The 23,681-nt window shown below is 62.0% G+C and carries 25 protein-coding genes and 1 tRNA gene; 12 read left to right on the forward strand and 14 right to left on the reverse strand.

The genetic code is table 11. The annotated features are described in order from the left end of the window. Window positions 1–153: 153 nt before the first annotated feature. Complete coding sequence (gene traA, locus JG747_RS11385) at window positions 154–3,207, forward strand: Ti-type conjugative transfer relaxase TraA (protein ID WP_202361810.1); 3,054 nt, start codon at window positions 154–156, stop codon at window positions 3,205–3,207. Between the two features lie 126 nt (window positions 3,208–3,333). After that, entirely contained in the window at window positions 3,334–3,531 is a 198-nt protein-coding gene (locus tag JG747_RS11390) for a helix-turn-helix transcriptional regulator (RefSeq protein ID WP_202352590.1), read from the forward strand. On the opposite strand, the gene JG747_RS36900 is transcribed toward JG747_RS11390, so the two are convergent. Continuing rightward, window positions 3,528–3,758, reverse strand: coding sequence for a helix-turn-helix domain-containing protein (locus JG747_RS36900; RefSeq protein WP_244734471.1), 231 nt, complete (start codon window positions 3,756–3,758; stop codon window positions 3,528–3,530). The genes JG747_RS11390 and JG747_RS36900 overlap by 4 nt on opposite strands. A gap of 154 nt (window positions 3,759–3,912) precedes the next feature. On the opposite strand from JG747_RS36900, the gene JG747_RS11395 reads away from it, so the two are divergent. Together JG747_RS11395 and JG747_RS11400 are read left to right on the forward strand one after the other, a co-directional pair. Beyond that, window positions 3,913–4,503: a hypothetical protein gene (locus JG747_RS11395; RefSeq protein ID WP_202361811.1), complete on the forward strand. Its 591-nt coding sequence runs from the start codon at window positions 3,913–3,915 to the stop codon at window positions 4,501–4,503. A 438-nt stretch (window positions 4,504–4,941) separates the two neighbouring features. After that, window positions 4,942–6,570, forward strand: a complete 1,629-nt coding sequence (locus JG747_RS11400) for a recombinase family protein (protein WP_202362267.1) — start codon at window positions 4,942–4,944, stop codon at window positions 6,568–6,570. Here the strand turns inward: JG747_RS11400 and JG747_RS11405 are convergent. Next, window positions 6,527–6,603, reverse strand: a tRNA-Met gene (locus JG747_RS11405). The genes JG747_RS11400 and JG747_RS11405 overlap by 44 nt on opposite strands. Before the next feature lie 241 nt (window positions 6,604–6,844). Between JG747_RS11405 and JG747_RS11410 the strand changes: the two genes are divergently transcribed. After that, a complete protein-coding gene (locus tag JG747_RS11410) occupies window positions 6,845–7,804 on the forward strand; it encodes a Gfo/Idh/MocA family protein (RefSeq protein ID WP_019860760.1) in 960 nt (319 codons plus the stop codon). 179 nt (window positions 7,805–7,983) lie between these two features. Here JG747_RS11410 and mnmA read toward each other — a convergent pair whose 3' ends face one another. Continuing rightward, window positions 7,984–9,174, reverse strand: coding sequence for a tRNA 2-thiouridine(34) synthase MnmA (gene mnmA / locus JG747_RS11415; RefSeq protein ID WP_202361812.1), 1,191 nt, complete (start codon window positions 9,172–9,174; stop codon window positions 7,984–7,986). 287 nt (window positions 9,175–9,461) lie between these two features. On the opposite strand from mnmA, the gene sciP reads away from it, so the two are divergent. Then, window positions 9,462–9,737: a CtrA inhibitor SciP gene (gene sciP, locus JG747_RS11420; RefSeq protein ID WP_006203587.1), complete on the forward strand. Its 276-nt coding sequence runs from the start codon at window positions 9,462–9,464 to the stop codon at window positions 9,735–9,737. Window positions 9,738–9,807: 70 nt separating this feature from the next. Here sciP and JG747_RS11425 read toward each other — a convergent pair whose 3' ends face one another. Beyond that, entirely contained in the window at window positions 9,808–10,734 is a 927-nt protein-coding gene (locus JG747_RS11425) for an NADP-dependent oxidoreductase (protein ID WP_202361813.1), read from the reverse strand. Window positions 10,735–10,823: 89 nt separating this feature from the next. Here JG747_RS11425 and JG747_RS11430 point away from each other — a divergent pair, with 89 nt between their 5' ends. Then, window positions 10,824–11,222: a winged helix-turn-helix transcriptional regulator gene (locus JG747_RS11430; protein WP_038649207.1), complete on the forward strand. Its 399-nt coding sequence runs from the start codon at window positions 10,824–10,826 to the stop codon at window positions 11,220–11,222. A gap of 82 nt (window positions 11,223–11,304) precedes the next feature. Here the strand turns inward: JG747_RS11430 and JG747_RS11435 are convergent, their stop codons facing one another. Then, window positions 11,305–11,682 carry a flagellar export protein FliJ gene (locus tag JG747_RS11435; RefSeq protein WP_027047321.1) on the reverse strand — a complete coding sequence of 126 codons (378 nt, stop codon included), beginning with the start codon at window positions 11,680–11,682 and terminating at the stop codon, window positions 11,305–11,307. 451 nt (window positions 11,683–12,133) lie between these two features. Between JG747_RS11435 and ctrA the strand changes: the two genes are divergently transcribed. Then, entirely contained in the window at window positions 12,134–12,829 is a 696-nt protein-coding gene (gene ctrA / locus JG747_RS11440) for a response regulator transcription factor CtrA (RefSeq protein ID WP_006203583.1), read from the forward strand. A 100-nt stretch (window positions 12,830–12,929) separates the two neighbouring features. Here ctrA and JG747_RS11445 read toward each other — a convergent pair whose 3' ends face one another. Beyond that, the gene (locus tag JG747_RS11445) at window positions 12,930–13,298 is read right to left on the reverse strand and encodes a response regulator (RefSeq protein WP_019860755.1); all 369 of its coding nucleotides are present in this window, start codon (window positions 13,296–13,298) and stop codon (window positions 12,930–12,932) included. 225 nt (window positions 13,299–13,523) lie between these two features. Beyond that, window positions 13,524–14,153, reverse strand: coding sequence for a histidine phosphotransferase ChpT (gene chpT / locus JG747_RS11450; protein WP_019860754.1), 630 nt, complete (start codon window positions 14,151–14,153; stop codon window positions 13,524–13,526). 414 nt (window positions 14,154–14,567) lie between these two features. On the opposite strand from chpT, the gene JG747_RS11455 reads away from it, so the two are divergent. Together JG747_RS11455 and JG747_RS11460 are read left to right on the forward strand one after the other, a co-directional pair. Then, window positions 14,568–15,104 (forward strand): DUF1134 domain-containing protein, encoded by a 537-nt coding sequence (locus JG747_RS11455; protein ID WP_223217862.1) that lies wholly within the window; start codon window positions 14,568–14,570, stop codon window positions 15,102–15,104. Between the two features lie 159 nt (window positions 15,105–15,263). Continuing rightward, complete coding sequence (locus tag JG747_RS11460; RefSeq protein WP_202361814.1) at window positions 15,264–16,415, forward strand: hypothetical protein; 1,152 nt, start codon at window positions 15,264–15,266, stop codon at window positions 16,413–16,415. Window positions 16,416–16,443: 28 nt separating this feature from the next. On the opposite strand, the gene JG747_RS11465 is transcribed toward JG747_RS11460, so the two are convergent. From JG747_RS11465 to JG747_RS11485, 5 genes are all read right to left on the reverse strand, one after another. Further along, on the reverse strand, window positions 16,444–17,241 hold the full coding sequence (locus JG747_RS11465) for a TrmH family RNA methyltransferase (protein ID WP_064980644.1): 798 nt from the start codon (window positions 17,239–17,241) through the stop codon (window positions 16,444–16,446). Window positions 17,242–17,344: 103 nt separating this feature from the next. Further along, window positions 17,345–17,689, reverse strand: a complete 345-nt coding sequence (locus JG747_RS11470; protein ID WP_027047319.1) for an ArsR/SmtB family transcription factor — start codon at window positions 17,687–17,689, stop codon at window positions 17,345–17,347. Window positions 17,690–17,844: 155 nt separating this feature from the next. Next, window positions 17,845–18,624, reverse strand: a complete 780-nt coding sequence (locus tag JG747_RS11475) for a HugZ family pyridoxamine 5'-phosphate oxidase (protein ID WP_202361815.1) — start codon at window positions 18,622–18,624, stop codon at window positions 17,845–17,847. A 113-nt stretch (window positions 18,625–18,737) separates the two neighbouring features. After that, the gene (locus JG747_RS11480; RefSeq protein WP_019860749.1) at window positions 18,738–19,499 is read right to left on the reverse strand and encodes a 3-hydroxyacyl-CoA dehydrogenase; all 762 of its coding nucleotides are present in this window, start codon (window positions 19,497–19,499) and stop codon (window positions 18,738–18,740) included. Window positions 19,500–19,628: 129 nt separating this feature from the next. After that, entirely contained in the window at window positions 19,629–20,153 is a 525-nt protein-coding gene (locus tag JG747_RS11485) for a GNAT family N-acetyltransferase (RefSeq protein ID WP_038653290.1), read from the reverse strand. A 273-nt stretch (window positions 20,154–20,426) separates the two neighbouring features. Between JG747_RS11485 and JG747_RS11490 the strand changes: the two genes are divergently transcribed. After that, window positions 20,427–21,410 carry a glutathione S-transferase family protein gene (locus tag JG747_RS11490; protein WP_202361816.1) on the forward strand — a complete coding sequence of 328 codons (984 nt, stop codon included), beginning with the start codon at window positions 20,427–20,429 and terminating at the stop codon, window positions 21,408–21,410. Window positions 21,411–21,505: 95 nt separating this feature from the next. On the opposite strand, the gene JG747_RS11495 is transcribed toward JG747_RS11490, so the two are convergent. Next, window positions 21,506–22,000, reverse strand: a complete 495-nt coding sequence (locus JG747_RS11495) for an NUDIX domain-containing protein (protein WP_019860745.1) — start codon at window positions 21,998–22,000, stop codon at window positions 21,506–21,508. Between the two features lie 71 nt (window positions 22,001–22,071). On the opposite strand from JG747_RS11495, the gene JG747_RS11500 reads away from it, so the two are divergent. Then, window positions 22,072–23,001, forward strand: coding sequence for a metallophosphoesterase family protein (locus JG747_RS11500; protein ID WP_027047316.1), 930 nt, complete (start codon window positions 22,072–22,074; stop codon window positions 22,999–23,001). Here JG747_RS11500 and JG747_RS11505 read toward each other — a convergent pair. Beyond that, on the reverse strand, window positions 22,985–23,599 hold the full coding sequence (locus JG747_RS11505) for a hypothetical protein (RefSeq protein ID WP_027047315.1): 615 nt from the start codon (window positions 23,597–23,599) through the stop codon (window positions 22,985–22,987). The genes JG747_RS11500 and JG747_RS11505 overlap by 17 nt on opposite strands. Between the last annotated feature and the right edge of the window lie 82 nt (window positions 23,600–23,681).

The following is a 23,681-nucleotide window of genomic DNA, read 5'->3' on the forward strand; positions in this document are numbered from 1 at the left end:
GGATGCGACGATAATAGTTGAGCGTCCGCCTGAAGGCTTCAGGGTTGCCGAGACAGCCCGGGACGGGCTGGTCCATCCCGAGAATTTTTCGAGGGAGGGCGCGCTTATACGTCGTGCCGACGTGCGCTTTGACGTGCAAATGATCCTGTCGCGATGGCGATCTATCATCTTCACGTCAAGGTCATTGGCCGCAAGGCAGGCTCGAGCGCTGTGGCGTCTGCCGCCTATCGCTCGGCTTCGCGGCTGCGCGACGAGCGGATCGAACGCAGCCACGACTTCTCCGCCAAGCGCGGTGTCGTTCATTCCGAGGTGATGCTGCCGGACGATGCACCGGAGGCCTGGCGCGACCGCGAGAGGCTGTGGAACGATGTCGAGGCGTTCGAGGTGCGCAAGGATGCGCAGCTTGCCCGCGAGGTCGAGTTTGCGCTGCCGCGTGAACTCAGCCAGGCGCAAGGCATCGAACTGGCGCGCGACTTTGTACAAGTCGAGTTTGTCAGTAAGGGCATGGTCGCTGATCTTAATGTGCATTGGGACAGGGCAGAAGATGGCAGCCCCAAGCCGCACGCTCATGTCATGCTCACCATGCGGTCCGTGGACGAGAACGGCTTTGGGTCAAAGGTTCGAGAGTGGAACCGCACCGAGTTGGTCGAGCGGTGGCGCGAGCGGTGGGCGGAGCTGGCCAATGAACGCCTGGCGGAACTCGACATCGACGCCCGCATCGATCATCGCAGTCTGGAGGCGCAGGGCATTGCCCTGGAGCCGCAAACGCAGATTGGTGCTCCGGCTCAACGCATCGAGGGCAGCGGCCTTGACGCAGGCGACAGTGAAGCAGATCGCGCCGAACTGCATCGCGAGATCGCGCGGAACAATGGCGCGCGCATCATTGCCGATCCTAACCTCGCGCTCGACGCCATCACGCATCAGCAATCGACGTTCACCCGAAGGGACATTGCGAAGTTTGCGCATCGGCACAGCGATGGAATGGAGCAGTTCAACGCGGTGATGGCCGCCATCAGCAATGCACCCGATCTGGTCGAACTCGGCAAGGATGGACGCGGCGAAGACCGCTTCACCACCCGGCAGATGATCGAGACCGAGCAGCGCCTTCACCGCGCGGCGCAGCGTATCGATTTGGACGAGCGCCACGCGGTGAGTGAGGCACATCGTGAGGCAGCACTGGCGCGAGCTGCGCAACGCGGGCTTGTCCTGTCAGGCGAGCAGGCCGATGCGCTTGCGCATATCACCGATGGTCGCGGTCTTGGTGTCGTTGTCGGCTTTGCCGGAACCGGTAAGAGCGCCATGCTGGGCGTTGCGTACCAGGCATGGGCAGCAGCAGGCTATGAGGTTCGAGGCGCGGCCCTCTCCGGTATCGCGGCCGAGAATCTCGAAAGCGGATCAGGCATCCCGTCACGCACCATCGCCAGTATGGAGCATAGCTGGGGACAGGGCCGGGATCTGCTCACCACGCGCGATGTCCTGGTGATCGATGAGGCCGGCATGGTCGGCACGCGCCAGTTGGAGCGCGTGCTCTCCCATGCGGCGGACGCTGGCGCGAAAGTCGTCCTCGTCGGCGATCCGCAGCAATTGCAGGCAATCGAAGCCGGCGCTGCATTCCGTTCCATACATGAGCGTCATGGCGGCGTCGAAATCGGCCAGGTGCGCCGGCAGCGCGAGGACTGGCAGCGCGATGCCACGCGCGATCTGGCAAGCGGCAGGATCGGCGCCGCGGTCGGCGCCTATGACGCGCAAGGCATGGTGCATCAGGCTGCAACGCGCGATGAGGCTCGAGGTGAACTCGTCGAGCGCTGGGATCGCCACAGGCAGGCCCAACCAGAGGCAAGCCGGATCATTCTCACCCACACAAACGACGAGGTGCGCGCACTCAACCAGGCAGCGCGCGACCGCATGCGCGCTGCCGGCGATCTCGGCGACGATGTCCACGTGGATGTCGAACGAGGTGCAAGGAATTTTGCAAGTGGCGACCGGGTCATGTTCATGCGCAACGAGCGCGGACTTGGGGTCAAGAACGGCACGCTCGGCATCGTGGAGGAAGTCACCACACAAAGCATGACGGTTCAAACCGACGACGGCCGTTCCGTGAGCTTTGACCTGAAAGACTACGCGCACATCGACCACGGCTATGCCGCGACCATCCATAAGGCCCAGGGCATGACCGTCGACCGCACCCATGTGCTGGCAACGCCGGGCATGGATGCGCATGGCAGCTACGTCGCCTTGTCGCGGCATCGAGATGGGATGGACCTGCACTACGGCGGCGACGACTTCAGTACGCACGAACGCCTCGTCCGGACGTTGTCACGCGATCGCGCCAAGGACATGGCGTCGGATTACGACCAGGTCGACCCGGCGCAGAGCTATGCCGAGCGGCGCGGCATCACGTTCCGCGAGCGCCTGGTCGAGATCGTGCGTCGGATCGTTCCGGAGAAGCTGCGCGACAGGATCGGCGGGCTGCTGGACGGGTTGCGCTCGCCCGGAGACAGCGAGCCCAGGCACGAACGTGGACCTGGGCCGGGAAGGGAGATTGTTGGGGTGCGGATCGGAGATGGCGCTGCCGCGCCGGAAAGGGAGAAGCCAGGGCCGGGTGTACAGCGCAACACGGAAGCACCGCTGGATCCGGAAGCTGCGTTGCGCGGCGCTCGTACGCAAGCGCTTGTGCGTCACGCGCGTGCGCTCGACGCGATCCTAAGTACCGGAAATGCGGACGGGCAGGGGACTCCCGAGCAGATGGGCGAATTGAGAGATGCGCGCAACGCTTTTGAGAAGGTTCGGCCTCATGGTTGGCGCGATGCCGAAGCGGCTTATGTGAAAAATCCCGAGCTGGTTCGTGAAGCGAGCTCCGGCCGCGTCAGCCGCGTCGTGCTTGCTCTCCAGCTTGAAACGGAAATCCGCACCGGGATGGACATCGATCCCGGCCGCCGTGCCGACCGTTTCGTCGAACGTTGGCAAAGGCTCGACCGTACGGGACAGGAGCAATATCAGGCCGGCGACATGTCGGGTTACAAGTCAACGCGTTCGGCCATGTCCGATATGGCCAAGAGCCTTGAACGCGATCCGCAGCTTGAATCCCTACTCGCCAATTATAAGAAGGCGCTCGGCATTCAGATCGAATCCGGCCGTCGTCTCGGAGCGGAACTCGCCTTTAACCACGGCATCGGGCTCGGCCGAGGCAAAGGCATCGGAATCTGACCATTCGATTTGCCGCCGTTTCCGCGCCGTAGGCGAGTGAGACGACAAGCCTGATTGCCTGCGGCATGGGTTCGTCCAGTCTGTCCCAGCAGAAATCAGCAGCAACCAGCGACGTGCAGGCAAGTTATGTCCGAGCCGGATCGTATCATACGCCTCAAAACCGTCCTTGCCCGGGTCGGCCTGTCCCGTTCAACCATCTATCGCAAGATAGCCGAAGGCACGTTCCCGGCTCAGATCAAGATCAGTGTCAACGGGGCTGGCTGGCGTGAATCCGAGATCAACCGATGGGTCGGAGATCCAGTTGCATGGCGAACAGAGCGTTAGGTCTGATTGCGAGACAGACGAACACCCGGCCCGCCGCCGTTCTCTGGGATGAACTCTATTCCCGCTGCTTCGAATGTGTTTCGTAGTGCAGAAACGGTAGTCCCCTTTAGTTGTTCTCCCCGCTCAAAGCGGGCAACAGTATCAGGTGAGACCCCGGCATTTCGAGCCAAGTCTCTCGTCCCCCACCCAAGGGCAACGCGCGCCATCTTGCACTGGATGACGTTCATTTCGTAACGTCGATACGATTTGCGTTGATCTGCATCGTCACTTGAGATATCGTAACCCTGATACGATTATGGGAGTCGCTTACTGCGGCTGCTGATGGTGTTACGACCACCCTCAGCAGCCTTGCCACGCCCCAAGCTGTTAGGAGCTCGGATCATGACTGATTCCGACAATAGCACGACTTTGCCTTCCGTCACGACCAGTCGCCGCGATCGGCAGACCGCAAGTGAGCCTGGACGTTTGGAGGATGCAGACCCAGCAATTCTGCTGATGCGAGGCTGGTCGCGGGCACAGCACGTTTCGCACGTCCTTTGCCGACTTCAGCAGCGCCTAGAGAGGCGCGTTCTCGACGCTGCAGACCCAGAAGGGATAGATGAGAAGGTCGGTTATTCAATCGCTTGCCAAGCGGAGGTAGAGGCCACAACTGCGGCTCTAAAGCTTCAGGACAAACTCCCTCACATACAGGCGCGGTCGCTTCTTGGCATCGTCGCCAAGCTCGAAATCATCGCTGGCGCGGATCGCGACATCGACGATCCAACAGACTTCCCCTGGCCGCACATCGCGTCGGTCCTCCGTGATTTGAAAAAGATCGCGGGCGGCCTTCCTCTTGAACGGCCTGAGCGATCCGTCGTTCAGGCTGACTGTAAGCGATTTCAAGCGAAAGCGGCCGATCTGCTCGGTCTGGAAAAGCATGCATCTAAATTGCGTTTGGGGGCGGCAACCGTCGTTGGCACCAGCTCAGGATAGGAATCCTTCTGTCCACCGTGTTTGTTCAACCGACGCGACTAAGTGATAACCCGCGTTTTTCGTTACGACAGGTTGAGCCAGAGTAGCGGATCAGGGCGAAGTATGTCCGAATAGCACGCCTTGCTATCCCTTTCTGCGAGCGCCCATTGTGGCGAATTCCCTTGTCTCGCGCATAAGCACATCTTGCGAGACATGGAGGAGCTACGTTTTCTTGGCAAACTTGCTGGCCCGCAGCCATCCTGCCGACTGCTATCGTTCCGGGTGTTGTGTCCCCCGCTATTATTGCCCCGTTGCAAGCTGTTCCTGCAATGGTGGTGAAGTCCCGGAAGCGCGTCTTGCGCAAGGCGCCCGACCGGGCGATTCTGCGCCTTGCAAGCGCGCTCGCTCGCCAAGCAGCCCGCGAAGACCATGCGCGAGAACAGGCCGAGAAAACTCACCATGAATCGGACCGCGATCTACGCACGCTTCTCAACCGACCTTCAGAATGAGCGATCGATAGACGATCAGCTCGCTTTATGCCGTGCATACGCAGAGCGTGAGGGATTGAACGTTGTCGCAACGTTTGACGATAGAGCACGCTCCGGTGGTTCCGTCCTGGGCCGTGACGGTCTACTTCACCTCATGGACAAAGCGCGTGAGCACGAATTCGACGTGCTCGTCGTAGAGGCACTTGATCGGCTCTCGCGCGACATGGAAGACCTTGCTGGCATTCACAAACGCCTTTCATTTCTTGGCATCGAAATTCGTGCCGTCCACGAAGGCGTAGTGAACACCGTCTTGGTCGGCCTACGCGGTCTTGTTGGCCAACTCTACCGGGAGGACATCGCTCACAAAGTCCGTCGGGGCCAGGCCGGTCGGGTCAAAAACGGACTCCATGCCGGTGGATTAACCTATGGCTACTCTTATGTGCTCGGCGACCCTGGAAAGCGGCTAATCGCCGAGGACGAAGCGGAGATCGTGCGTCGTATCTTCAGGGAGTATGTCGGTGGACAGACCCCGCGTGACATCGCCCACAAACTCAATTGCAACCACATCCCACCGCCTCGTGGGCGAGCCTGGAATGCATCTACTATCAATGGAAATGTGCAGAGAGGGACGGGGCTGCTTCACAATGAGCTTTATGCTGGCCGCTTGATCTGGAACAGGGTCAGAATGATCAAGGATCCTGACACGGGGAAACGTGTCTCGCGCCCAAATCCCAAGGGCGAATGGCGAGTGGTCGCAGTGCCCGACCTCGCTATTGTTCCGTCCGACCTGTTCGACGCAGCACAAGCACGCAAGAAGGCGCGTGCAACCACCCATCCAAGCCACCAGCGCCGACCACGGCACATGTTGGCGGGGCTCCTGAGGTGTGGTGCCTGTGGTGCGGGTATGTCGTCAAAAGGGGTGGACAAGTCGAAGCGCATTCGTATCCGCTGTTCCGCTGCGACTGAAAGCGGAACATGCGCCGATCCCAAGACCTTTTATTTGAATACGGTTGAAGCTGCAGTCCTGAACGGCCTTTCCGCCGAGTTGCGCCATCCCGAAGTGATTGCCCAGTACGTCCACACGTATCACGAAGAACGGAAGCGCCTGGCCGCCGACACCGATGCGAGGCGCAATCGTTTGGAGCGACGGCTTGAAGAGCTAACTCGGGAGATCGAGCGGCTGGTCAACGCCATTGCCAAAGGCCACGGCGACCCAGCTGTACTGGGACCGCAATCAACTACACTGAATGAGGAGCGCAAGGGCATCTTGGCCGAGTTGGATCAGGTACCCGCTGCGACCGGAGTGATCGCGCTGCACCCTGCGGTGCTCGCCCGCTACGAGGAACAACTGAACCAACTTCAGACCGGGCTTGCCAAGGGCATTGCTTCTGGCGATTCCGAATGTGCAGAGGCAATGCGTGACTTGGTCGAAACCGTCACGGTGTTTCGAGATCCATCGAGAACCGGCGGGGTTGAAGTCGAAATCGCTGGTCGGCTGACGGTACTCTTGGGCGAGAGTGCCTTCCCCCACGGCGTCAAAGGAGTGGGGGGAATGGTGGTAGCGGGAGAGGGACTTGAACCCCCGACCCCAGGATTATGATTCCCGTGCTCTAACCAACTGAGCTACCCCGCCAGGGCGGCGAAAGGCCCGAAATCCTCGTTAAATCGAAAGGCATTTCGAGGCGTTCGCCAAGGTCGCGCGGATATAAGGTTGGGAGGGCGAGCCTGTCAAGCTTCGAAGCATTCCATATCGCCGCATATTCTCATTGCCGAAAAAAGCTTTGCCGCATGGACATTTGGTTGCAACCGCCGGGGTTGAGTTCGAAGGGGCACGTCGCTATGTCTCGGCCACGAGTTTTTAGAGTTTGAAACAGATGAAGCCGCGCATTGCAGTCCTCGGTTGCGGATACTGGGGCAGCAACCATATCCGCACCCTCAAGGCGCTTGGCGCGCTGCACGCGGTTTCCGACGCCAACCGGGCGCGTGCCGAAGGCTTTGCCAGCGAACAGGATTGCCTGGCGATCGAGCCGGACCAGCTGTTCGGCCGGGACGACATCGACGCCATCGTCATGGCCTTGCCGCCACAATATCATGCCGACCTCTCCGTGCGCGCCGTCGAGAGCGGCAAGGACGTGCTGGTGGAAAAGCCGATCGCACTGACCGTGCCGGATGCCGAGCGCTCGGTGCAGGCGGCCAAGGACAATGGCCGCGTCTTCATGGTCGGCCATGTCCTGCGTTTTCATCCCGCCTTCGAGACGCTGAAGGGGCTGATCGACAATGGCGAGCTTGGCGAGGTCCGCTACATCCACTCGCACCGGCTTGGCCTTGGCAAGTTCCATACCGAGAATGATGCGCTGTGGGACCTGGCGCCGCACGATCTGTCGATGATCCTGGCCATCACCGGTACCGAGCCGATCGAGGTGCGCGGCGAGGGTGCGGCACTCCTCGACAATCTCAGCGACTTCGCGCATCTGCACATGCGCTTTCCCAATGGCCTGCGCAGCCATCTTTTCACGTCGCGGCTCAACCCCTATCGCGAAAGGCGGCTGACCGTGGTCGGCACCAAGGCGATGGCGGTGTTCGACGATGTCGAGCCGTGGGAGCGCAAGCTTGCCGTCTACCGACATGCGGTCTGGCAGGACAGCGGCCAATGGGCCTTCACCACCAACGAGCCGTCCTATGTCGCGGTTGCGCAAGGCATGCCGCTGACGCGCGAGCTTGAGCATTTCATCCACTGCATCGAGACACGGGCCGAGCCGCGCACCAGCGGCGAGGAAGCAATCAGGGTGCTGCGCATCCTGACGGCGGGGACGGTCACCCACACCAAGTCCTGAGACCGTTTGGAGATTCTACTCTGGCGGCCATCTGATGGCGTTTTCTGCGCTTCCCCGTTCTACTGCGTGCAGTAGACCTGAGCTCACGGACCCGAATGTCCGCTGTGCTCCGGTCCTCGAAACCACCACCATATGACTCGCCAGCGCGAATTTCGAAACGGTCTCTGAGAGGGTAGTGTTTATTCGGCGGGAATTTGCGCCGGCCTTGCTGCAAGCTTCGTCAGCATGGCTTCGGCCTCGGCGCCGCGCTCGGAGCGCTCGATGAAGCCGCCGCCGAAGACGCGCGCTTCGTTACCGTCGTCGGAATAGAGCACGCAGGCCTGGCCGGGCGCGATGCCGGACTCACCGTCGGCCAGTTCGACGGACGTCACGCCCGCGACGTGGCGCAGCACCGCCGGACGCGGCGGCCTGGTCGAGCGCACCTTGGCGAACAGTTCGAGGCCGCCTTCGGGAATATCGTCGAGCGGTCCGTCGCCAAGCCAGTTCATGTTGCGCAGATAGATCTTGTGCGTCTCCAGCGCCTCGCGCGGGCCGACGATGACGCGGGCCCGTTCGGCATCGAGATGGACGACATAGAGCGGCTCGCCCGACGCGATGCCGATGCCGCGGCGCTGGCCGATCGTGTAGCGCAATATGCCCTCGTGACGGCCGAGCACGCGGCCGTCGATATGGACGATGTCGCCCGGATTGGCGGCGGCCGGCTTCAGCTTGGCGATGATGTCGGAATATTTGCCCTGCGGCACGAAGCAGATGTCCTGGCTGTCCTGCTTGGCCGCCACGGTCAGCCCCATCTCCTCGGCTATGGCGCGAACCTGCGGCTTCGACAGGCCGCCCAGGGGAAAGCGCAGATAGTCGATCTGCGCCTGCGTGGTGGCGAACAGGAAATAGCTCTGGTCGCGATCGGCATCGACCGGCCGGTAGAGCGCGCGGTGGGCGCCATTGGCACCGGAGCGAATGTAGTGGCCGGTGGCGAGCGCATCGGCGCCCAGTTCCTTGGCGGTGGCCAGCAGATCGGCGAACTTCACAGTCTGGTTGCAGGAGACGCAAGGAATGGGGGTCTCGCCGGCGACATAGCTCTCCGCGAAGGGGTCGATGACCGCCTTGCGGAAGCGCTCCTCGTAATCGAGCACGTAGTGGGGAATGCCAAGCGTCTCGGAAACGCGGCGGGCATCGTCAATGTCCTGTCCGGCGCAGCATGAACCGGCCCGGTGCGTGGCCGCGCCGTGATCGTAAAGCTGCAGGGTGACGCCGACGACATCATAACCTTCGCGCTTCAACAGGCCGGCTACCACGGACGAATCCACGCCGCCCGACATGGCGACGACGATGCGGGTGTTTTCGGGACGTCCGGGAAGGTCGAGACTGTTCATGATGCTTTCATTCTGAGCGGCGTCTGAATGCCGATGTCGAGAATATAGGTCAAGCTTTCCGCCGGCGCCAGCTTGCAAGGCGATCGACGGTTTGCGGGCGATCCGCGATCGGCCGGATTTTTTCCAACCAATTCAAGGCTTCCAGCCGGATGTTTCAAATGCCTGCGAAAAGACTAACGCGGCGTTCACGATCCTTACCTAGTCATTAGGGTCTGCTTAGGCAATTTTTAAAGCTGTGGCGGTAACGTGGCGGGGATTGGGTCTTTGAGTTTTTTGTAGAGAGTACGATGACCGATCTGGTTAGACCTAGAGTTAAGTATGTTATCGGGCCTGACGGCAGCCCTCTCACGATTGCCGATCTGCCGCCGACCAACACGCGTCGCTGGGTTATCCGGCGCAAGGCGGAAGTGGTCGCGGCGGTGCGCGGCGGGCTTTTGAGCCTCGAAGAGGCATGCCAGCGCTACAAGCTGACCACCGAGGAATTCCTGTCCTGGCAGGCGTCGATCGACGAATATGGCCTTGCCGGGCTGCGCACCACGCGCATCCAGCAATACCGGCACTAGGGCCGGGCTGAAGAGACAAAAGGGCGCGGCATTCCGCGCCCTTTTGCTTTTAGGTCGTGTCTTCAGTTGTTCAAACCGTCAGCGCCACCTTGCCAATCGGCTTGGTGGCGAGAAAGGCGTGGGCGGCCCCGGCCTCTTCGAGCGGGAAGCTCTTGGCCACATGGACGGAGAGCTTGTTCGCGTCGATCAACCGGCCAAGTTCCACCAGGCCATCGCGGTCAGGCACGACAGACATGCGCTCGACGCGGATGTCGCGCGCGCTGGCCAGCGCCCTGGTGGTGTCGTTCAGGTTCAGCAAGGACACCAGCACGCCGCCGTTCCTGATGACCTTCAGCGAGCGTTCGGCATGATCGCCGCCGATTGGGTCCAGCACCAGATCGATGTCGCTGACCCGGCCGGTAAAATCGCCTTGGGTATAGTCGATGACGTCGTCGGCGCCGAGCTCGCGGACGAAATCGAGCTTGTTGGGGCTGGCGGTGGCGATGACGTAAGCGCCGCGCGCCTTGGCGATCTGCACCGCCAGGTGGCCGACGCCGCCGGCCGCCGCATGCACCAGCACGCGCTGGCCCGATTTCAAGGCGCCATGGCGGACAAGGCCCTGCCAGGCGGTCAGGCCGGCCAGCGGCAGCGCGCCTGCCTGGACATAGTCCGCCGCCTTCGGCTTCGGCGCGATCTCGTCGGCCGGCACTGCTGTAAGCTCGGCGTAAGCCGCCGCCTGCTTGGGGAAGCGTGGCATGCCGAACACCTCGTCGCCGACCTTGAGGCCGATGACGCCGGCGCCGAGCGCCTCGACGGTTCCCGAAATATCCCAGCCGAGGATGAAGGGCGGCTCTCCGAGAAGCTTATAGTGACCAGAGCGGACGGCGCCGTCGACCGGGTTGATGCCGGCTGCCTTGACGCGGACCAGCACTTCGCCGGCCTTGGGAGAGGGATCGATCTGGTTGGCGATGACAAGGACTTCGGGTCCGCCGAAGGAATTCTGGATAACGGCACGCATGGTATCTCTCCTGCTTGGTTGGTGTCGCTATCATTTGGATAGTAATATTCCCTTGTCCAGTATGTACCTTTTTGATATATACGCACCTCATGGATAGTAATGACGACTCCCCCTTCGGCTATGATGCGTTCCGGCGGACGTGTCCTTCCCACACCGTGCTCGAGATGCTGGCCAGCAAATGGGTCTATCTGGTGGTTTGCGCGCTGCGCAAAGGCCGGCTGCGCAATGGAGAGCTTGCCCGCAAGCTCGAAGGCATCACGCCCAAGATGCTGGCGCAGACATTGCGCGTGCTCGAGCGCGATGGCCTGGTGCGGCGTGAGATCTTTCCGGTCATTCCGCCGCGCGTCGAATATGAATTGACCGAGCTCGGCCATAATCTAGGGGAGCTGCTTACCCAGATCAGGGGATGGGCGGAGCAGCACGCGCCTGACATCAAGGATGCCCGTGCCAGGGCGATCGCCGTCAATGAAGGGGATTGGGCCGCCTAGAGCGGGGATCTCGCGGCAAGTGGGTGGCTCGGGCCGATGGCCCGATGAGCTCCCCGCCCGCGCCGGTGCCGATCTCGCCGGGTCAGCCGATCATGGCGCTGCGGCCGCCGGTTTCGGCTTCGCGGACCTTGGTGTCGCGCGATTCCAGCATTTCAGCTTTGGAAAGCTCCGCTTCAGCTTCGCCGAGTAATGATTCGGCAGTGCTTCGCTGTTGGGCGAGGTCGCTTTGCGAATTTCTGAGGTTGTCGCGGCGCAAGCGCGCCGCCTTGGCGAAGGTCGGATAGGCGAAATGATTGATGTCGGTGATGCCGGCTTTCTTTTCCTCGGCGGTGATCTGAAGCTCCAGTTCGACGGCCATGCGTTCGAACTCGGCGATCATCATGTCGAGCTGCAGCAGCTGCCGCCGCTTCTCATTCACCTGAAACTGTTTCAGCCGAACGAGGTTTTCACGTGACTTCATGATTCGGTACTCCCGGAAACGCACACCCGCACATATCGTCCAAACCACCTGGAAAGGCCCAGGCATTGCCCGTGTCCACCGGCATCTCCCGAACTATGGGAAACAAAACCCTAAAGTTTTTTGCCGGCGGTAACCATTCGTTTACGGGCATTGTTAATCATACGGGTCAGGACTTAAGGCCGGGTAAAAATTCCGGTCGCCGAAGCGAAGGCGCGTCGATGAGTCCCTGGAGTCGCTTAGTCCAGGTTGTTAATGTGTTGCATTAGGAATTTGGGTATGAGATTCGTTATTAGATTCAAGAGGGTGTAGATAGGGGTTAAAAAATCTGATACCGTCATGGACGGGAAATTAGGTTTTGTTAACCATTCAATGGCAGCCTCTGCACAAGGCAACCACTGCTCCGGGGCAGGACGGGTCGTGAAATGGTCCGGCAGCAGAAAAGGGGAATGAAATGCGTGTTCTGCTGATAGAAGATGACAGTGCAACCGCACAAAGCATCGAACTGATGCTGAAATCGGAAAGTTTCAATGTCTATACGACGGACCTCGGCGAAGAGGGTGTCGATCTGGGCAAACTCTACGACTACGATATCATCCTTCTCGATCTCAACCTGCCCGACATGTCCGGCTACGAGGTCTTGAGAACGCTTCGCCTATCCAAGGTAAAGACGCCGATCCTGATCCTGTCCGGCATGGCCGGTATCGAGGACAAGGTGCGCGGCCTCGGTTTCGGCGCTGACGACTACATGACCAAGCCGTTCCACAAGGACGAGCTGGTGGCGCGCATCCATGCCATCGTGCGGCGCTCCAAGGGCCACGCCCAGTCGGTCATCACCACCGGTGACCTGGTGGTCAACCTCGACGCCAAGACCGTCGAGGTCGGCGGCCAGCGCGTGCACCTCACCGGCAAGGAATACCAGATGCTGGAGCTGCTCTCGCTGCGCAAGGGCACCACGCTGACCAAGGAAATGTTCCTCAACCACCTCTATGGCGGCATGGATGAGCCGGAATTGAAGATCATCGACGTCTTCATCTGCAAGCTGCGCAAGAAGCTCGACGCGGCATCCGGTGGCCAGAACTACATCGAGACGGTCTGGGGCCGCGGCTACGTGCTGCGCGAACCCGAAGACATCCGCGTCAGCGCCTGAGCGGTAAGCGCCGCCCGAATCATTTTTCATCTTCAACAAAAAACCCGGCTTCGGCCGGGCTTTTTGCGTCATGGATCAGCGATGAGCGGCCTCTGCTGCCTCAAGCGGCGATTTTCAGGTTGCGAAAGCGCTCGAGCAATTGCGGGCGATTGAACGGCTTCAGGAGATAGCCCTGGGCGCCGGCGCGCTTGGCCCGCATGATCGAGGCGATGTCGAGCTCGACCAGCGAGATCAGGATCTGCGGCCTTATCGGGCTTTCCATGGCGCGCACGCGGCGGATGAGGTCAACCGCCTGCACGTCCGGCAGGGCACCGTCGACGACGATGATGTCGGGCATGTCGGCGGCGCACATCTCCAGTGCGTCAAGCCCGCTGGCTGCTTCGATGACCACCATGTCGGAGCCACCCAGGATGCGTTTTGCAACCTTCCTGATGACGCTTGAATCGTCGACGAACATGCAGCGTTTCATTTCCGGGTCCTCTTTGCCTTGGGGCAATCCGGTCGTGCGGGGCATCTGGCGACCACCCTAGGCCGATCTGGTAAAGAACCCGAAAAGTCTTTAGGTAAAATTTTTGGAAAGATGCCGCCCGAGAGGCTTTTCTTCACGAATGCTTCGCTGCCGCTGCGGATTGAGCCGTCACGGCAATATTACGCCGTTGAAATACTTTGTTCTCCCGGCAAGCCGGCCGGACGCTCAGGCTGCCGAAAGCACGATTTCTTCCGCCGTCGCATGGATCGATATCGTCATGCCGGCCTCGCGGGCCAGCAGCAGCGTGTAGTAGGGCTGCACCGAATGCGCATCGATCGGCTCTTCCGGCTTGTGACCGGAATGCAGTTCGAGGAATTTCGGCGGCACGCGCAGCATCGGACCGCTTGCCGAAAGAGAAATGCGCGGCTCGGTTTCGAGATTCTCGAGGGTGACGACCAGCTTGCCGCCACGCGGAATGGCGGCGTTGGCGACGAGGATCAGGTTGAGCAGCAACTTGACCTTGTTCTTGGGCAGCAGCGCGCGCGCCCCGTTCCAGGTCAGTTCCGGCTTTTCGTTCTTGAGGAAGGCGATCGCCACCGCTTCGGCGTCGCCGGTGTCTATAAGCATGCCAGCGGAGCCTGCCGCGCCGAAGGCGATGCGGGCGAACTGCAACCGGGCCGAGGCGTTCTTGGCGCTCTGGCGGATGAGCCGCATGGCGTCTTCGTCGGCGCCGCCCTCGTCAAGCAGTTCAAGCCCATTGTTGATCGCGCCGACCGGCGAGATAATGTCGTGGCAGACGCGGCTGCACAGAAGCGCCGCGAGGTCAGGCGCGGAAAGGGTGAACAGATCGGCCATCGGTGAAAATCCCTGCAAAATTCCACAATTCCTGGCCGAGCGATTGATCGTCGCGCCTGCCCACACGAATCACGCCTCAACCCGAGGCTTTCTGAATACACAGCACCCGTACGTACAGCAACAAATCCAAAATTGTCGTCGGCAAATGGCGCGTTTGCGCAGACTTTCAGCGCCGCGCGACCCCAAAAGCCAGCCTTCGAACCGCCATCTTCCTGTGGGAGTTAATGGTTGAAAAAGGATTACGGCATAGTTTGCCCCTAACAGTCATCCTTAACGGCCGCCTAAAGAGCCGGACCGGATGCGAGGCGTCGGCGAAAGTGCTCCATGACGGAGATTGGAAGCATGTTTTCCCGATTCTACGACCGGAGTTTCCTCCGTGTCATCTCAGGCCGGAAGTTTCTCCGTGTCTGCTCAATGGCGATCACGCTCATGGGCGTTCTCGTCTTCTCGACTTCAGCCCTGAGGGCCCAGGAGTACACCGCTCAGGAGATTGTCGATTCCGGTCACAAGTTCTTCGGCGCGACATCGGGTGGGCTCGCCACCGTCGTCGAGAAGATCTTCGCCTCCTACGGCCTGCCCAATGGCTATCTGCTCGGTGAGGAGGGGTCGGGCGCGCTGATCGGCGGCCTGACCTACGGCGAAGGCACACTCTACACCAAGAATGCCGGCGACCACAAAGTGTTCTGGCAAGGCCCGTCGCTGGGTTGGGATTTCGGCGGCGAGGGGTCCCGGGTGATGATGCTGGTCTACAATCTCGACGATGTCAGCAACCTCTACAACCGCTATGGCGGCGTCGCCGGTTCGGCCTATGTGGTGGCGGGCGTCGGCTTCAATGTGCTGAAGAACAACAATGTGCTCCTGGTGCCGATCCGCACCGGCGTCGGCGCCCGGCTCGGCGTCAATCTCGGCTATCTAAAACTGACCGAGCGGGCAACCTGGAATCCGTTCTAAAGTCCACCCGTCATGACCGCAATGCCAAGTTTTCGATGGGAATTGTAGCCCTTTGACCCTCCACACGCTGTGGCAAGCTCTTGCCGCAGCGCCGGATTTCCGCCATGCCAGTGTGATGCGGTCCAGTTCCGGCGGTTGCCGCCGATAGCGGGTAGTCCTTTGGTTCAGTCGGTCCTGTTCTTTGCCCTCGGCTTTCTCTGCGCCGGCTTCCTGGCGCTGATGGTGGCTCCGGCTGTCTGGCGCCGTGCCGTCGCGTTGACCCGCAGGCGCATCGAGGCCTCTATCCCGCTCACGCAGACCGAAATCCAGGCAGACAAGGACCGCATCCGGGCGGAATACGCCATGGCAAACCGCCGCCTCGAAATGAACGTCAAGGCGCTGCGCGAGAAAGCGGCCGAACAGCTCGTCGAGATCAGTCGTGGCCACGAGGCGTTGAAGGGGTTGGCGATCGAACGCACGGACAAGAACCACGCACTTGCCGAACTCGGCGCCAAGAACGAGGCGCTGCGGCAGCGCGAAGAGGAACTGCACCGGCTTTCGGAGCTGCTCAAGGAAACCGAACGCAAGCTGGAGAAGCGGGCGCTCGAGCTCGAGAAGCTGGAGCACATGTATGACGATGCCAGTTTTTCCTCCTCCAGCCGCCAGATCGAGCTCGTGGCGCGGGAGTCCGAATTGCAGAAGCTAGCCAGCGATATCGCGCTGCTGCGCGGCCAGCGCAAGGAAGCGGACCGGCGCCAGCAGGAGATCGCGGCCGAAAGCAAGGCCGCGCGCGACGCGCTGAAGGCGGAGAAGAAAAGGGTGGCCGAACTCGACAAGAAGGTCGAACGGCTGCTGGCGACGCTCGCCGATCGTGAGGACAAGCTCGACCGCCGCGAAAAGGAGCTGGCGCGGCTGCGCGAAAAGGCGAAGGCCGAGGATGGCGCACCGGCCTTGCGGCTGGTCGGCAAGCCGGATGAAGCGGGCAGGCATGACGAGGCCAAACAGCGCGATGATCTGGACCAGGCAATCGCCAAGCTCGATAGCGACCGCGAGCGGCTGGAGGCCAGGCTGACGGCACTGGCGCGCGAGAACAAGCGGCTCAAGGCGGATCTCGGCGCCGCGGCATCGTCGGGCACGGCGAATGCCAGTGCCGCGCTGCGCGAGCAGATGAACGAGCTGGCGGCTGAAGTCGTCCACCTGACGGCCAAGCTCGAGGGGCCTGATTCCCCGATCGCCAAGGCGCTGGCGGCGCCGCAGGACAGCCGATCCAGCGGCGGCGATCGCAGCCTCGCCGACCGCGTGCGGGCCTTGCAGAAGGCGGACGCGAACTGAAACGGCGGTGCGCCGCCGCCGCCCTTGCTCAACGATGCGAGAAGTGATGCAGGGCAATGGCTGACGCGGCGGCGACATTCAGGCTGTCGAAGCCTTTCGACATGGTGATCCGCACGGTTTGCAGGCGCGCCAGCAGGCTTTCTGGCAGGCCTTCGCCCTCGGTGCCGAGATAGAGCGCCAGGCGCTGGGCCGGCCTTGCGTCGCGTATGTCGGTATTTCCGCGCGGCGATAGGGCGAATTGTTCAAAACCCCGTTCGGCGAGCGTCGCCGTAAAGCCTGACGTGTCGGTGAAGGATGCAAACGGGATCTTGAGCGCGGCGCCGACGGAAACACGGATCGCCTTGCGGTAAAGCGGATCGCAGCATGTCGCATCCATCAGCACCGCATCGGCGCCGAAGGCGGCGGCGTTGCGGAAGATCGAGCCCATATTGTCGTGGTTGGCGATGCCGACGAGCACCACCACCAGGGCCTGGCCGGACAGGGCATCCAGCAACGGTCCGACCGCTTGCGGCGTCTCCTTGCGGCCGATGGCCAGGATGCCGCGATGCATGTGGAAGCCGGCGATCGCATCCATCACCGCGCTGGTGACGATGTAGACCGGCAGGTCCGCCGGCGCCTTGTGCAGGATGTCCTCCAGGCCGTCGAGCCGGTTTTCCAGGACAAGAATGGATTCGGCGCCGAAGCGGCCGGACGACAGAAGCAGGTCGAGGACCACTTTGCCTTCGGCGACGAAACGGCCTTGCCGGCCGGCAAGATCGCGCTCGCGGATATCGAGATAGGCGGCGACGCGCGAATCCCGTGGGTCGTCGATGCGGATTGGGTCCATGTCCTGCGCTCAAATATCGAGAGCGTGGTCCGCGCGTCGGGAGAGACGCACAAGCCACGCTCCGGAAATCGTCAGCGAGGTAAGCGGGCGCAGGAGCGTCCGGTCAAGTCCCGGCGCGGCGCAATCTCTGCGCCATCTGGGACAGGTCCTCCTTGCCGGTGCCGAAAATACCATCCAGCACGACAAGCAGTTCGCGCACCGCGTCGGATTTGCAGGAGTAGTAGATCATCTGACGGTCGCGGCGGGTTTCCACGAGGTCAAGCGCCCGCAGCTTGGCCAGATGCTGCGAGAGCGCGGATTGGCTGAGCATCACCTTGTCGGCGATGGCGCCGACCGACATTTCACCGTCGATCAGATAGCTCATAATCAACAGCCGCTTTTCGTTGCCCATGAGCATCAAAAATTCGGCAGCAGATTCGGCGTTTGCGATTAGCTTTGTCGAGACCATGAATGCCCCATGCTGTTTGCTCATCGAGGCGCCATGGGGGCAATGGTGCCTGAATCCATAAATTCACTTGCGAAAGGCCACCGACGAGTCAGCGCCCTCTCTGGAGGGTAGAACATTTCTTTCAAATCTCAAGTGTTGCTTTTGATCAAATGCAATTAAGTTTCATTATTTGCCTGCCCGGCCGCCCGGCCGCCCCTGGCCATTTCGACCAGAACGGGTCGCAATTCCCGCGCTGATACCAGCGGTTGTGGGAAGAATACGCGGCAAACATTGTCTCCCGACACCAGATCCATGCCATCAACGTCCAAACCGGCAATGCTCCAGCCGTCGCCAGATGCCCCGGCGTAATGATGCGCGTAAACGGCGACCGCGTCCAGATGGTCCGCGTTCATGTGCTCGACGGCGGATTGTTCGCCCGCCGCAAGCTCTTGGACGATGGGTCCGACGGTGACGAGATCGGAGCGATCGAGCAGATAGGCCTTGCCGAAACCGCCATTGAGGCTGGCGCGCTGGGGCTCGAGGCGAAAGATCGAGAAGTCGCCGAGCCCGGCATAGAGGCTCGCCTTGGGATTGCGGTTGAGATAGCGGCGCTCGGCGCGGGCGTGCGTGTCAGAGCCACGCTCGAGCCGCGACCCCTGGCAGATCAGCGTCAGGCGCGGATATGCCAGCGGGTCGCCCTTGCCGGGCTCGCCGAGCAGCAGGGAACAGCGTGGATCGGCAAGCATGGCGGGCGTGTGCGCCGAGAGCATCGAGACCAGGATCAGCGGTGCGCCATCGATATCGGTGGCAACACCAACCCGGCTCGCCAGCGGCGACCCGGTCTGCGGCTCCAGCACCGCCAGGGCGCCGAAGCGGGCGCTGCGCAGAAGCGTCTTCGCCAAGCGGATCGCCTCGGCGTCGGTCTGGCGGATCACGTCCTTCTTTTGATCGTCCAAGGGTCTCGTCCTGCTAAGTTGATTTTAATATTCCACTTATCAGACGATGATGCCGGTTTTGGCAAGCGTTCTATGCAAGCCGCCCAAAACCGCATCGCACTTCTGGACTTATACTACTTCGGCGCCATGCGGATGGCGCCGTCGAGGCGGATGGTTTCGCCGTTCAGCATCTGGTTTTCGATGACGTGCAGGGCAAGTGCGGCATATTCGGACGGTTCGCCGAGGCGGGACGGGAAGGGCACGGCGGCGCCGAGCGAATCCTGCACCTCCTGCGGCATGCCGGCCATCATCGGTGTCTTGAAGATGCCGGGTGCGATGGTGCAGACGCGGATGCCGGAACGGGCGAGGTCGCGCGCCACCGGCAGGGTCATGCCGACCACGCCGCCCTTCGAAGCGGAATAGGCGGCCTGGCCGATCTGGCCGTCATAGGCGGCGACCGAAGCGGTGTTGACGATGACGCCACGTTCGCCGCCCTGCAGCGGCTCGAGCCTGGCGGCGCGGTCGGCGACCAGGCGGATCATGTTGAATGTGCCGATCAGATTGACCTCGATCACCTTGCGGTATTGATCGAGCGGGTGCGGCCCGTCCTTGCCGATGGTCTTCATACCAATGGCGATGCCGGCGCAATTGACCAGGAGGCGCGGCTCGCCAAGCTTGCTCGCCGTCTCGGCGACGGCGGCGGCGCCACTGTCGGCGCTGCTGACGTCGCATTGCACGGCAATGCCGCCGATTTCGGCCGCGACCTTGGCGGCGCGGTCGATGCCGACATCGAAGATGGCGACGCGGGCACCCTTGGCGGCAAGGGCACGCGCCGTTGCCTCGCCAAGCCCGGAGCCGCCGCCGGTGACGATTGCGATCTGGCCGTTCGGGTTCATGGCGTCATCCTCTCCCGGAGCATTTCATTATTTCACGAAAGCGCCGAACCGTTTCACATCTTCCTAGAATTGCTCCAAGAAAACAGGGATGGATCAGGCCCGGATCGACGGTCAAGGTCAAGCCATCGCCTAGACGTGCTCGGCGACCCTGGCCTGGGTGGCATGGCCGACCTCGCCCGTGAGCCTGGCCACCGCGCCCGGCGTGATCTCGTGCGACAAAAGGCGGTCGAGATCGACAGGGCGCGGCATCGAGATCTGGCCGCGCGGGATGCGCTTGAAGCCGAGCGGCCCATAATAGGGCTCGTCGCCGACCAGTATGACGGCGGGCGCGCCGGCCTTTGCAGCCGCTTCGAGTGCGATCGCCACCAGCCGACGGCCGATGCCGAGATTCTTGAAGGCCGGCCGCACCGCGAGCGGCCCGAGCATCAGCGCGCGGCCGGCGCCGGCGGCGATGCGGGTCATGCGCACCGAGGCGACGACGAGATCGCCATCGACCGCCACAAAGGACAGCGCACGCTCGTGGCCGCCGGCTTCGCGGATCTTGTAGGCGGCCAGCACGAAGCGGCCGGGCCCGAAGGCCTCGTCATTGATGGCTTCGATTTCGGGGTCGTGCGCCGGAGTTTCCGGCAGGTATTTCACGTCGGCAAGGCTCATGGTCTTTGCGTTCCGGTAGAGGAGGAAAGGTTGCTGCAAACGGCAGCGTTCGCCAGTCAGCGCTTCATCAAGCGCGGGCGCCCTTTCGTCGTCGGTCAAACCGGATCAAAGCAAAGTCGAACATGCGGAGTGTCCGCTAGCATCAATTTTCGGCCGCCGCAATTGGCCTGATGTGTTCGCCGTCTCCGTCAAGTGACGGTCTGTTCAGCGCCTGATGTCTTCGGCGGGGCAAGCTTGCGCCTAGATAATGTGAAAGGACGCAAGGAGATTCGCATGGGATTGCTGGTCGAGGGCAGGTGGCAGGATCGTTGGTACGATACGGCGGACAATGGCGGCAGGTTCGTGCGGACGCAGTCGCAATGGCGTGACTGGATCACCGTCGACGGGGTGCCGGCCGAAGGCCGGAGGCGCGGCTTCAAGGCCGAGCCGGGCCGCTACCATCTCTATGTCTCGCTCGCTTGCCCGTGGGCGCATCGGACGCTGATTTTTCGCGCGCTGAAGAGGCTCGAAGGCATCATCTCCGTCTCGGTCGTGCATCATTTCATGGGCGCCAACGGCTGGACATTCCTGGCCGAGGACGGCGCCACGGGCGACACGCTTTACGGCTTGGATTTCCTGCACCAGATCTATGCCAAGGCCGATCCCGCCTATTCCGGCCGGGTGACCGTGCCGGTGCTTTGGGACAAGAAGGAGCAGACCATCGTCTCCAACGAGTCTTCAGAGATCATCCGCATGCTCAATTCGGCGTTCGACGCATGGGACGATGCAAGCCTTGATTTCTATCCCGAGGATCTGCGCAATGAGATCGACCGCGTCAACGCGCTGGTCTATCCCGCGGTCAACAACGGCGTCTACCGCGCCGGCTTCGCCACCACGCAGCGTGCCTATGAGGAGGCGTTCGGCGAATTGTTCGCGGCGCTGGATACGTTGGAGGAACGGCTGTCAAAACAGCGCTATCTCGTCGGCGACCGCATCACCGAGGCCGACTGGCGGCTGTTCACCACGCTGGTGCGCTTCGATCCGGTCTATGTCGGCCATTTCAAATGCAATTTGCGGCGCATCGCCGACTATCCGAACCTGTCGAACTATTTGCGCGATCTCTACCAGGTGCCAGGTGTCGCCGCGACCGTGAACCTCCATCATATCAAGGCGCATTATTACGGCAGCCACGAAACAATCAATCCGACACGGATCGTGCCGGTGGGGCCGGAACTGGACTATGGCGCGCCGCATGACCGGGCAAGGTTCGCGACCTGAGATCTGCAGTCCCCGCGGCGGGGATGGTCGCTATCGGAAGGTTTCCGTGTTGATGCGAGCCTGTCTGTCAAGCTCGGCCTTCAGGAAAGGCATGCTTACCAATAGGGCGACGCGGGTTCCTCCTCAAAAACCTCGGCGATACGTCGCAGCGTTGCCGGCGTCGTTCCCTCCGGCAAACCATCGAGCGGGAAGAAGCCGGCCTCGGCGATCTCGTGGTCCGGCAGCTTCGGTATCGTCTGACTGAATTGCTCGATGACGTAAAAGCCGACATGGTCGCGGCGGCTGGAGCGGCGGTTGAAGTGCATCGACTTCAGCACCGCCGGCGCGTTCAGCGCGATGTTGCCTTCCTCGGCGAGTTCGCGCACCAGCGCCTCGGCCAGCGTTTCTCCGACCTCGACGCCCCCACCGGGAAGCTGCCAGCCGGGCACATAGGTATGGCGGATCAGGAAAACGGAATTCGTCGCGGTATCATGGACGAGGCCGCGCACGCCGAGTGTCATTGGCCGCCGCAGTACGAAATAGAGATGGAACAACCTGGCCCGCAAACCCGACCAGCCGGTCTGGCGGAAGATGTCGTCCGGATTTGCCATCAGGTGCGAAACCGTGGGTGATAAGGAAACCTTGAGTGGAAAGCGGGGCGCTGGTCGCCTATGAGGGATGGATGTTCAGGCTCGCGCATATTTCAGATGTCCATCTGGGGCCGCTCCCCGATGTATCCTATCGCGATCTCGCCTCCAAGCGCGTGCTCGGCTACGTCAACTGGCAACGCAATCGCCGGCGCCATATGCATGACGCCGTCATCGACGCCATCACCGCCGACATCAAGGCGCAGAACCCCGACCACCTCGCCGTCACCGGCGACCTCGTCAATTTGGCGCTCGACGGCGAGATCGAGATGGCCAAGCACTGGCTGGAGACGCTGGGATCGCCGAACGACGTTTCCGTGGTTCCGGGAAACCACGACGCCTATGTGCCCGGCGCCTTCGACAAGGTCTGCCGCTCATGGGCGGCCTGGATGAGCGGCGACGGCGTCAACACGCCGGTCGACCGCAACGCGTTCCCCTATCTGCGCGTGCGCGGCAATGTCGCGCTGATCGGCGTCTCGACGGCGCGCGCCACGGCCCCCTTCATGGCCAATGGCTTCTTCATGGAAGGGCAGGCGGACCGGCTCGGCAAGATCCTGCGCGATACGGCCGGGCAAGGCCTGTTTCGCGCGATCATGATCCACCATCCGCCGGTGCGCGGCGCCGTTTCGCAGCACAAGCGGCTGTTCGGCATCGCCCGCTTCCACAAGGTCATTCGCAAGAACGGTGCCGAGCTCGTCCTGCACGGTCATTCGCATCTGCCGTCGTTGTTCCAGATCGGGCTGCGCAGCACCAAGGTTCCAGTGGTCGGTGTCGCCGCCGCTGGCCAGGCGCCGGGTGGCAAGCATCCGGCCGCACAGTACAATCTGTTCGATATCGATGGCGAAAAGGGCAATTGGCGCATCCGCCTGACGCGGCGCGGCCTGACCGGGCCGGCGATACCGCCCGCCGATCTGCAGACCTTGGAACTGGGTGTGGAGGCCAGCGCTTCTATGGCCGCAGGCTGAAAACCATCGCCACGAGGCGGTCCCAGAACAAGGCGACCGACACCGCCAGGCCGACCAGCGCGCCGGCGGCGACCAGGCCAAGGCCTGACAGGAAGGCCGACCAGCCCTTGCCGCGTTGCGGCGACCGCAGCGGCGGCTCGGCCTCAGCCACCTCGGCGCGCCTCATGGCGGCGACGGCCGGCTCGACCCCGCCCTCCATCATCCTCTGGCGCTCGACGATGCGCTCGGCGACATAGCGGGTCACGGAATCGGCAACTGGCTTCATCTCGGTCGATTCGGCAAGCACCACACGGCCGATGCGGGTGTCCTTGAGGAAGCGATAAGTGCGGCGGTCGCGCCCCATGGCGACATGGCTAACGGCATCGATCCACAGGCGCGGCTGCAGCCCTGACGAAACGACGAAGTCGAAATTGTCCATGTCGGCGGGCACATCGGCAAAGACGGGTGCGAGTTCGGCGGCCAGGAGATCGAGGCGCATGCGATGCGCCTCGCGCATGTCGACGACGACATCGTCGCGGTCGGCGAAGGCGTTCTTCACATCACGGATGGCATCGGACAGTTTTCTCGACGGATCGATCTTTTCGCCTGCGTCCTTCATCGGCGTCTGCCTCGCGGGTTTGGTTAACACGGGGTTAACACAGACGCCGGCAAAATGCACTGGCGAGATGAAGCGGACAGAG

Origin of the sequence: Mesorhizobium sp. 131-3-5, assembly GCF_016756575.1 — a bacterium.
GTDB classification, from domain to species: Bacteria; Pseudomonadota; Alphaproteobacteria; order Rhizobiales; family Rhizobiaceae; genus Mesorhizobium; species Mesorhizobium jarvisii.

What these genes read in the sequence shown, in the direction of transcription:
- traA (WP_202361810.1), top strand. Translation starts at nt 154, where the DNA reads ATGGCGATCTATCATCTTCACGTCAAGGTCATTGGCCGCAAGGCAGGC.
- JG747_RS11390 (WP_202352590.1), top strand. Translation starts at nt 3,334, where the DNA reads ATGTCCGAGCCGGATCGTATCATACGCCTCAAAACCGTCCTTGCCCGG.
- JG747_RS36900 (WP_244734471.1), bottom strand. Translation starts at nt 3,758, where the DNA reads ATGAACGTCATCCAGTGCAAGATGGCGCGCGTTGCCCTTGGGTGGGGG.
- JG747_RS11395 (WP_202361811.1), top strand. Translation starts at nt 3,913, where the DNA reads ATGACTGATTCCGACAATAGCACGACTTTGCCTTCCGTCACGACCAGT.
- JG747_RS11400 (WP_202362267.1), top strand. Translation starts at nt 4,942, where the DNA reads ATGAATCGGACCGCGATCTACGCACGCTTCTCAACCGACCTTCAGAAT.
- JG747_RS11410 (WP_019860760.1), top strand. Translation starts at nt 6,845, where the DNA reads ATGAAGCCGCGCATTGCAGTCCTCGGTTGCGGATACTGGGGCAGCAAC.
- mnmA (WP_202361812.1), bottom strand. Translation starts at nt 9,174, where the DNA reads ATGAACAGTCTCGACCTTCCCGGACGTCCCGAAAACACCCGCATCGTC.
- sciP (WP_006203587.1), top strand. Translation starts at nt 9,462, where the DNA reads ATGACCGATCTGGTTAGACCTAGAGTTAAGTATGTTATCGGGCCTGAC.
- JG747_RS11425 (WP_202361813.1), bottom strand. Translation starts at nt 10,734, where the DNA reads ATGCGTGCCGTTATCCAGAATTCCTTCGGCGGACCCGAAGTCCTTGTC.
- JG747_RS11430 (WP_038649207.1), top strand. Translation starts at nt 10,824, where the DNA reads ATGGATAGTAATGACGACTCCCCCTTCGGCTATGATGCGTTCCGGCGG.
- JG747_RS11435 (WP_027047321.1), bottom strand. Translation starts at nt 11,682, where the DNA reads ATGAAGTCACGTGAAAACCTCGTTCGGCTGAAACAGTTTCAGGTGAAT.
- ctrA (WP_006203583.1), top strand. Translation starts at nt 12,134, where the DNA reads ATGCGTGTTCTGCTGATAGAAGATGACAGTGCAACCGCACAAAGCATC.
- JG747_RS11445 (WP_019860755.1), bottom strand. Translation starts at nt 13,298, where the DNA reads ATGAAACGCTGCATGTTCGTCGACGATTCAAGCGTCATCAGGAAGGTT.
- chpT (WP_019860754.1), bottom strand. Translation starts at nt 14,153, where the DNA reads ATGGCCGATCTGTTCACCCTTTCCGCGCCTGACCTCGCGGCGCTTCTG.
- JG747_RS11455 (WP_223217862.1), top strand. Translation starts at nt 14,568, where the DNA reads ATGGCGATCACGCTCATGGGCGTTCTCGTCTTCTCGACTTCAGCCCTG.
- JG747_RS11465 (WP_064980644.1), bottom strand. Translation starts at nt 17,241, where the DNA reads ATGGACCCAATCCGCATCGACGACCCACGGGATTCGCGCGTCGCCGCC.
- JG747_RS11470 (WP_027047319.1), bottom strand. Translation starts at nt 17,689, where the DNA reads ATGGTCTCGACAAAGCTAATCGCAAACGCCGAATCTGCTGCCGAATTT.
- JG747_RS11480 (WP_019860749.1), bottom strand. Translation starts at nt 19,499, where the DNA reads ATGAACCCGAACGGCCAGATCGCAATCGTCACCGGCGGCGGCTCCGGG.
- JG747_RS11485 (WP_038653290.1), bottom strand. Translation starts at nt 20,153, where the DNA reads ATGAGCCTTGCCGACGTGAAATACCTGCCGGAAACTCCGGCGCACGAC.
- JG747_RS11490 (WP_202361816.1), top strand. Translation starts at nt 20,427, where the DNA reads ATGGGATTGCTGGTCGAGGGCAGGTGGCAGGATCGTTGGTACGATACG.
- JG747_RS11495 (WP_019860745.1), bottom strand. Translation starts at nt 22,000, where the DNA reads ATGGCAAATCCGGACGACATCTTCCGCCAGACCGGCTGGTCGGGTTTG.
- JG747_RS11500 (WP_027047316.1), top strand. Translation starts at nt 22,072, where the DNA reads ATGTTCAGGCTCGCGCATATTTCAGATGTCCATCTGGGGCCGCTCCCC.
- JG747_RS11505 (WP_027047315.1), bottom strand. Translation starts at nt 23,599, where the DNA reads ATGAAGGACGCAGGCGAAAAGATCGATCCGTCGAGAAAACTGTCCGAT.